General features: G+C 60.9%; 7 protein-coding genes and 1 riboswitch. Of the genes, 3 read left to right on the forward strand and 4 right to left on the reverse strand.

Translation table 11 applies throughout. From position 1 onward, the window contains the following. Positions 1 to 15: 15 nt before the first annotated feature. On the reverse strand, positions 16 to 1,167 hold the full coding sequence (gene gcvT / locus WA943_RS09355) for a glycine cleavage system aminomethyltransferase GcvT (protein ID WP_424469604.1): 1,152 nt from the start codon (positions 1,165 to 1,167) through the stop codon (positions 16 to 18). A 179-nt stretch (positions 1,168 to 1,346) separates the two neighbouring features. Further along, a riboswitch (glycine riboswitch) is annotated at positions 1,347 to 1,442 on the reverse strand. Positions 1,443 to 1,592: 150 nt separating this feature from the next. Next, positions 1,593 to 2,219: a hypothetical protein gene (locus WA943_RS09360; protein ID WP_424469605.1), complete on the reverse strand. Its 627-nt coding sequence runs from the start codon at positions 2,217 to 2,219 to the stop codon at positions 1,593 to 1,595. 226 nt (positions 2,220 to 2,445) lie between these two features. Between WA943_RS09360 and ispH the strand changes: the two genes are divergently transcribed. From ispH to rnhA, 3 genes are read left to right on the forward strand one after another with little or no spacing between them, the layout of a single operon-like run. After that, a complete protein-coding gene (gene ispH, locus WA943_RS09365) occupies positions 2,446 to 3,399 on the forward strand; it encodes a 4-hydroxy-3-methylbut-2-enyl diphosphate reductase (RefSeq protein WP_424469606.1) in 954 nt (317 codons plus the stop codon). Between the two features lie 9 nt (positions 3,400 to 3,408). Beyond that, a complete protein-coding gene (locus tag WA943_RS09370; protein ID WP_424469607.1) occupies positions 3,409 to 4,374 on the forward strand; it encodes a homoserine kinase in 966 nt (321 codons plus the stop codon). Further along, positions 4,371 to 4,832: a ribonuclease HI gene (rnhA, locus tag WA943_RS09375; protein ID WP_424469608.1), complete on the forward strand. Its 462-nt coding sequence runs from the start codon at positions 4,371 to 4,373 to the stop codon at positions 4,830 to 4,832. The genes WA943_RS09370 and rnhA overlap by 4 nt, the downstream gene beginning before the upstream one ends. 127 nt (positions 4,833 to 4,959) lie before the next feature. Here the strand turns inward: rnhA and WA943_RS09380 are convergent, their stop codons facing one another. Both WA943_RS09380 and WA943_RS09385 read right to left on the reverse strand, forming a co-directional pair. Beyond that, positions 4,960 to 5,445 (reverse strand): peroxiredoxin, encoded by a 486-nt coding sequence (locus WA943_RS09380; protein ID WP_424469609.1) that lies wholly within the window; start codon positions 5,443 to 5,445, stop codon positions 4,960 to 4,962. Between the two features lie 87 nt (positions 5,446 to 5,532). After that, positions 5,533 to 6,479, reverse strand: a 947-nt coding sequence (locus WA943_RS09385) for a protein-disulfide reductase DsbD domain-containing protein (protein ID WP_424469610.1), incomplete at its 5' end; no start/stop codon positions are given.

The raw sequence follows: 6,479 nt of genomic DNA on the forward strand, positions 1-6,479 counted from the left end.
TCGTCTCTTTCTTCATTATTTCGCAGTTGGGCGGTGAAACCGCTTCTCGACAAAGGGCAACGCCACGATCTTTGCCGGGCGGCCCTTGCCTCTGACCATCAACTCAATATCCGTGCCGACCTTTGCATGCGCGATGTCGACATAGCCCATGGCTATCGGACCGCCAACGGTGGGGCCGTAGCTGCCGCTGGTGATCTCGCCGATCTTCTTGCCTGTGGCATCGGTGATTTCGGTGTGATCGCGTGCGGGCGCCTTGCCTTCCGGCAGGATGCCGACGCGCTTACGCGACACGCCATTCGCAATCTGCGCCAGAATGATTTTCGCGGCGGGAAAATTCGCTTCCTCGCGGCGACGCTTGGCAATCGCCCAGGCAAGACCGCCTTCGATGGGCGTCGTCGTCTCGTCAATGTCGTGGCCATAGAGGCAGAGGCCCGCTTCGAGGCGGAGCGAATCGCGCGCGCCAAGACCGATGGGCTTTACCTCCGGCTCGGCGAGAAGCTTCGTCGCCAGCTCAACAACCTTGTCGGCAGGCAGCGAAATTTCGTAGCCGTCTTCGCCCGTATAGCCGGAGCGGCTGACATAGCTTGGAATGCCCGCAACATCGATCTCGCGAGCCGTCATGAAATCCATGTCGATGGCAGCGGGCGCAAAACGCGCCATTACATCGGCGGCCTTGGGGCCCTGCAATGCGATGAGGGCGCGGTCTTCAAGGCGGCGAAGCTCGACGCCTTTGGGCAGGTGCGCTTCGATATGCGCAAAGTCCTGATGCTTGCAGGCTGCATTGACGATGAGGAACAGCCAGCCGTCCTTGCCCGCAACGCGCGTCACCATGAGATCGTCGCGGATGCCGCCCTTGTCGTTCAGCAGCAGCGTGTAGCGGATCGCGTCTGGCGTCAGACCCAGAATGTCGCCGGGCACCAACGCCTCAAGCGCGCGGGAAACAGTTTCGTGATCGGGGCCGACGAGATAGGCCTGCCCCATATGCGAAACGTCGAAGAGGCCAGCGCTGGCGCGGGTGTGCAAATGCTCGGTAAGCACGCCGTCCTTGTATTGAACAGGCATGTCGTAGCCGGCGAAAGGAACCATCTTCGCGCCAAGCTCGATATGGAGCGCGTGCAAGGGTGTGACTTCGAGGGTGTCGCTGTTATGGGCTTGATCAGATGTCATCGGAACTTTCAGGCTCGCTCGAATCATTAAGGGCTGCCACTCGGCGAATCTGCTTCGCCTGTAGCGCCCCCTCTGTCGCGGAACCTGAGAGATTTCGCGGAACGGTTTTTCGTGAAAAACCTTGCCGCTTACGCCCGTCGGTGAGACCTGCCCGAAGGCTGGCCTACTTTCCAGAGATTCATCCCCCTGCGGTCCTGGGTGCCTGAGAGTTTCCGGGGCGGTTGCTCCTTCGGCGCCGGTGCCTATATGGCCCCGGTCTCTCCCGCAGAGTTCATGTGTATGACGTCTGACTCTAATCGGTAGTGCTCGGGGCCGATCATATGGAGGCCCGGAGGGGAGTCAATTGCGGTGGCGTGACCAGCGCTGCCGAATCATCCGTTTTCCACGGGAATCGACAGGCAGGGCACGCCGCGCACGCGATACGGCTATTTCATCGGGCCGACGGGCACCTTGCGGTTGTAGTCGAGCTGCTCATGCGTCAACTGGAAGCCAACCAGAAACTCATAGTTCGAGCCGTTCATCTCCGGGGTATAGGGCACGACCGTGCCTTCGACGCTCTTCAGGAAGCGCACATCCCGGCCCGTGCCGGAGAAGGTCACGGGGATGTCGTAGATCTGCTTGCTGACCTTGGTGCCATCGACGCGGGTGACCGCCAGAAAGCCCTTCAGCACCATGTCGCGCGAGGTGGCGGCAGGCCCGAGTTCGGCGCCGCCATTGAATGCCAGATCGACTGAAATGGTGCGGTCGCCCTTGTCATATTCGCATTTGATCGCCGCCTTGGTGATCTCGGCGCGCATGACGACGTCGGTCAGATCGTTGCCGCGACCATTGAACACCGTAATGCGGTCCGCGCCATCGAGGACGCCGATCGAGGGGCAAGGCTTGGGCGCCGAGGCTTCAAGATCCAGCTCTTCGTCGTCGCTGCTGCCCATGCCCAGCCAACTGCAGCCGCCAAGCACCAGCGGCGTCAGAAGAAGGGCTGCCAGCACAATGCCGCGAGCGGCAGAGACGGAACGGCGCGGCGCATCTTTTCGCAGACTCAGAAACTGCATCGTCAGGTCTCTCGCTTGGAAATGATTGGGTAAGCTGGACCCCGGAGGCCCCCCGGGTTTCTTGACTTTCCTCGACCGGACCCCTCTATTACCGACGAGAGACGGCCCCTGAAAGCGTTGCTTTTCATATAGTTAGGCGGGACTGACCGCTTGACGCGGTGGCCGCACTTTATCGGAGTGTCTGCCGTGCTACAAGCATGGGCGCATTCCCAAACGAGCCTGGCCCATGACCGATGCCCGCCTGCCACTGACGCTGATCCTCGCGAGCCCGCGCGGCTTCTGTGCGGGCGTGGACAGGGCCATCCAGATTGTCGAATCGGCGCTCGAAAAATTCGGCCCGCCCGTCTATGTGCGCCATGAAATTGTGCATAACCGCTTCGTCGTCGAAGCGCTGGAGCGCAAGGGCGCGGTTTTCGTCGAAGAGCTGGACGAGGTGCCCGAAGGCGGCAAGGTCATATTCTCCGCTCATGGCGTACCGAAATCCGTACCCGCTGAAGCGAAGGCGCGCGAACTCATCTATTTCGACGCAACCTGCCCGCTCGTCTCCAAAGTGCATATCGAAGCCGGTCGCCTCCATGAGCGCGGACTTGAAATCATTCTGATCGGTCACGCCGGGCACCCCGAGGTCATCGGCACGATGGGCCAGCTCCCCGACGATGCGGTGAAGCTTGTCGAGACCATCGCGGACGCCGAAGCCTTCGTGCCGCAGGATGCCGACAAGCTTGCCTTCGTCACGCAGACGACGCTTTCGGTTGATGACACGGCTGAAATCGTAGCCGCGCTGAAGCGCCGCTTCCCCAATATCGTCGCGCCTCACAAGGAAGACATCTGCTACGCGACGACGAACCGACAGGAAGCCGTGAAAGTCATCGCACCCCGCGCCGAAGCCGTGCTCGTCATCGGCGCGCCCAATTCATCGAACTCGATGCGGCTTGTCGAAGTTGCCGAACGCGCGGGCTGCACCTATGCGGCGCTCGTGCAGCGCGCCGCCGATATCGACTGGGCAGCACTTGGCACGCCGCGCACCGTGGGCCTCACCGCAGGCGCGAGCGCGCCGGAAATTCTTGTCGATGAAGTCATCGCCGCATTCCGAGAGCGCTTCGATGTGACGCTCGAAATGGCCGAGACGGTGCGCGAATCCATTCAGTTCAAGCTGCCGCGTGCGCTGGCTAGCGAATAGGGGCCGGCGATGGCGGTTTATACGGAAGTCTCGGACGAGGAGCTGGAGGCTTTTCTCGTTCCCTACCATCTCGGGCGATTGCTCTCCTACAAGGGCATTGCCGAGGGCGTCGAGAATTCCAACTTCATGCTCCATACCGACAAGGGCTTCTATTTTCTGACGCTTTACGAAAAGCGCGTCGCCAAAAGCGATCTGCCGTTCTTTCTTGGCTTGATGAACCATCTTGCGGGCAAAGGCATCGCCTGCCCCGTGCCGCTGCGCAATGAGCGCGGCGAGATGCTTGGCGAGCTTGCCGGACGCTCGGCCGCACTGATCAGCTTTCTCGAAGGCATCTCGGTTCGCCGTCCGCAGCCGCGCCATTGCGCGGCGCTTGGCCGTGCACTTGCCGAGCTGCATCTTGCGGGCCGCGACTTCGAATTGACCCGCGAAAATTCGCTCAGCGTTTCAGGCTGGCGTCCTTTGCTCCAGTCCTGCGGCGCGCGCGCGGATGAAGTTCTGGCCGGTCTCGGCGTCGAACTTGAGACGGAGCTTGCAACGCTGGAGCGCGAATGGCCCAGGGCGCTACCGCAAGGCGTCATCCATGCCGATCTCTTCCCCGACAACGTGTTTTTCATCGGCGATGATTTGTCAGGCGTTTTCGATTTCTATTTCGCCTGCAACGATGCGCTGGCCTATGACCTTGCCATCTGCCTGAACGCCTGGTGCTTTGAAGGCGATGGCGCGTTCAACATCACCAAGGCGCGCGCGCTGCTTCAGGCCTATACGCAAGTGCGTCCGCTCGATGCGGCAGAGCTTCACGCGCTGCCGCTGCTTGCGCGAGGCAGCGCCATGCGCTTTCTGCTGACGCGGCTTTATGACTGGCTCAACCACCCGCCGGGAGCATTTGTGAATCCGAAAAATCCGCTCGAGTATCTGAAGCGCCTGCGCTTCCATCGCGGCATCACCTCGCCTGCAGGCTACGGGCTCGACGCATGACCAGCGCTGCAGAAACGATCGACATCTATACAGACGGCGCGTGTTCGGGAAATCCGGGGCCGGGCGGCTGGGGCGCATTGCTGCGCTACAAGGGCACCGAGAAGGAAATTGCTGGCGGCGAACCGCTGACGACCAACAATCGCATGGAGTTGATGGCCGCGATCATGGCGCTCGAAACGCTGAAGCGCCCGTCACATGTGAAGCTGCATACAGATTCGAATTATCTGAAAGACGGCATCACCAAATGGATCCACAACTGGAAGCGCAATGGCTGGCGCACGTCCGACAAGAAGCCGGTGAAGAACGACGATCTCTGGAAGCGGCTTGAGCTTGCCATTGAGACGCATGACATCAGCTGGCACTGGGTCAAAGGCCATTCAGGCCATGACGAGAACGAACGCGCAGACGAATTGGCGCGACGCGGCATGGAGCCGTTTCAGAAGATCGGGGCGAGGTAATTCACTCGTGTCACCCCGGGCTTGTCCCGGGGTCCAGGGGCCGCTTGCTCAGCGTATGACGCTCCTGGATCCCGGCATAAAGCCGGGATGACACTTGTGAGAATGGTGGCGACGAAAAGCTAGAAACTCAAAGTTGCGCGAGAATATTGTCCGCGCCCGACACTTTCGCCTCGCCGGGGTTCGGTTCCTTGTTGAGGCTCTTCACGACGCCGTCATCGACCAGCATCGAATAGCGCAGGCTGCGCGTGCCCATGCCGAAGCCCGAGCCGTCAAAATCGAGGCCGAGAGCTTTCGTGAAATCGCCATTGCCGTCGCCGAGCATCGTCACCTTGTCTTCGGCGCCCTGCGCCTTGCCCCAGGCGCCCATGACGAAAGCGTCATTGACCGACACGCAGGCAATTTCCGCGACGCCCTTGCCCTTGATCGTGTCCGACTTCTGGATGAAGCCCGGCAGATGCTGGTTCGAGCAGGTGGGCGTGAAAGCGCCGGGAAGCGCGAAGACGACAACCTTGCGGCCTTTGAAATATTCGCCCGTCTTGACCGGGGCTGGGCCCTTGTCGGTCATCTTCATCAGCGTGACGTCCGGAATCCGGTCTCCGACATTGATCGCCATTTTTGCCTCCATGATCGTGCCGCGTTGGACACAGCGTTTGCGTTACGGGCATTAAAGCGGCAAACGCCACCTGCCGCCAGCCCTGCCCTATTCAACCTTGCGTGACGCCTCGATTGCCGTCGCGGCGCCTGTGAAGGTCAACATCACCTCTGCGCCTTTGAGCGCCACGCCAGAATCCATTTCCACGGGCACAACATATTTGATGGCCGTGCCGTCGCGCATCGCTTCGGGCTTGCCGAAATAGACGCCACGCGGACCTTCGACGATGAGGTCAGGCGTCTCGCCCTCTTTCTTCAACCGAACTTCGAGATGCGGCGACGATCCATCGACAAGCCGCGCGATCACCGTATCGGCGGCGCGCGGTGCGCTGGCGACGCGTGCGAGAAACCGACGGATTTGCGCGCCATCTTCCTCGTCGGTGCCGTCAGCCGAGCTGGACCACATCAGATGCGCTTCGCCCGGCACGCAAATCTCCGAGCACACGCCATAGGTCATGGTGAGGCGCAATGTTATGGGCTTTGCCGCATCCGCAGCGCGCACGATGACGGGCCAGACGATTTCATCTTCATAGCCGAATGTCGTATCGCCCGGCGCATCGAAGCGTTGCGGCACGGGCCAGAGCAGATCGATCGAGGCAATGTTTTCCGATTTCGACCAGTCGAAGCGCGGCGCCAGGCCCGAGTCGCCGGGCTTTCGCCAGTAAGTGTGCCAGCCCGGCGCGAGTTTCATTTGAACGCCAGCCAAAATCGGAGAAGCATCACTGTCGCTTTTCGCCACGATCAAGCGCAGCGCTTCGCCCGACAACGCGCTCGGCTCATCGGCATGCGCGGCAAAGCAGAAGATGAAAAGAGCCAACAATGCTGACGCGAAAAGCGCGGGCTTCCGAAGCGGGCTTGCGCTCTTCAATCTCTCATCCCAACTCACAATCATAGTTTCATCCACGTGGCGCGACGGCACTTCACAATAGATGCAAATCCGGCGTCGCGACAGGAGGTTCAGACAAAGCGTGACATGCGTGCGGCAAGGCACGACAA

The sequence above is a fragment of the Parvibaculum sp. genome, assembly GCF_049651025.1.
Taxonomy (GTDB): Bacteria; Pseudomonadota; Alphaproteobacteria; order Parvibaculales; family Parvibaculaceae; genus Parvibaculum.

What these genes read in the sequence shown, in the direction of transcription:
- gcvT (WP_424469604.1), bottom strand. Translation starts at nt 1,167, where the DNA reads ATGACATCTGATCAAGCCCATAACAGCGACACCCTCGAAGTCACACCC.
- WA943_RS09360 (WP_424469605.1), bottom strand. Translation starts at nt 2,219, where the DNA reads ATGCAGTTTCTGAGTCTGCGAAAAGATGCGCCGCGCCGTTCCGTCTCT.
- ispH (WP_424469606.1), top strand. Translation starts at nt 2,446, where the DNA reads ATGACCGATGCCCGCCTGCCACTGACGCTGATCCTCGCGAGCCCGCGC.
- WA943_RS09370 (WP_424469607.1), top strand. Translation starts at nt 3,409, where the DNA reads ATGGCGGTTTATACGGAAGTCTCGGACGAGGAGCTGGAGGCTTTTCTC.
- rnhA (WP_424469608.1), top strand. Translation starts at nt 4,371, where the DNA reads ATGACCAGCGCTGCAGAAACGATCGACATCTATACAGACGGCGCGTGT.
- WA943_RS09380 (WP_424469609.1), bottom strand. Translation starts at nt 5,445, where the DNA reads ATGGCGATCAATGTCGGAGACCGGATTCCGGACGTCACGCTGATGAAG.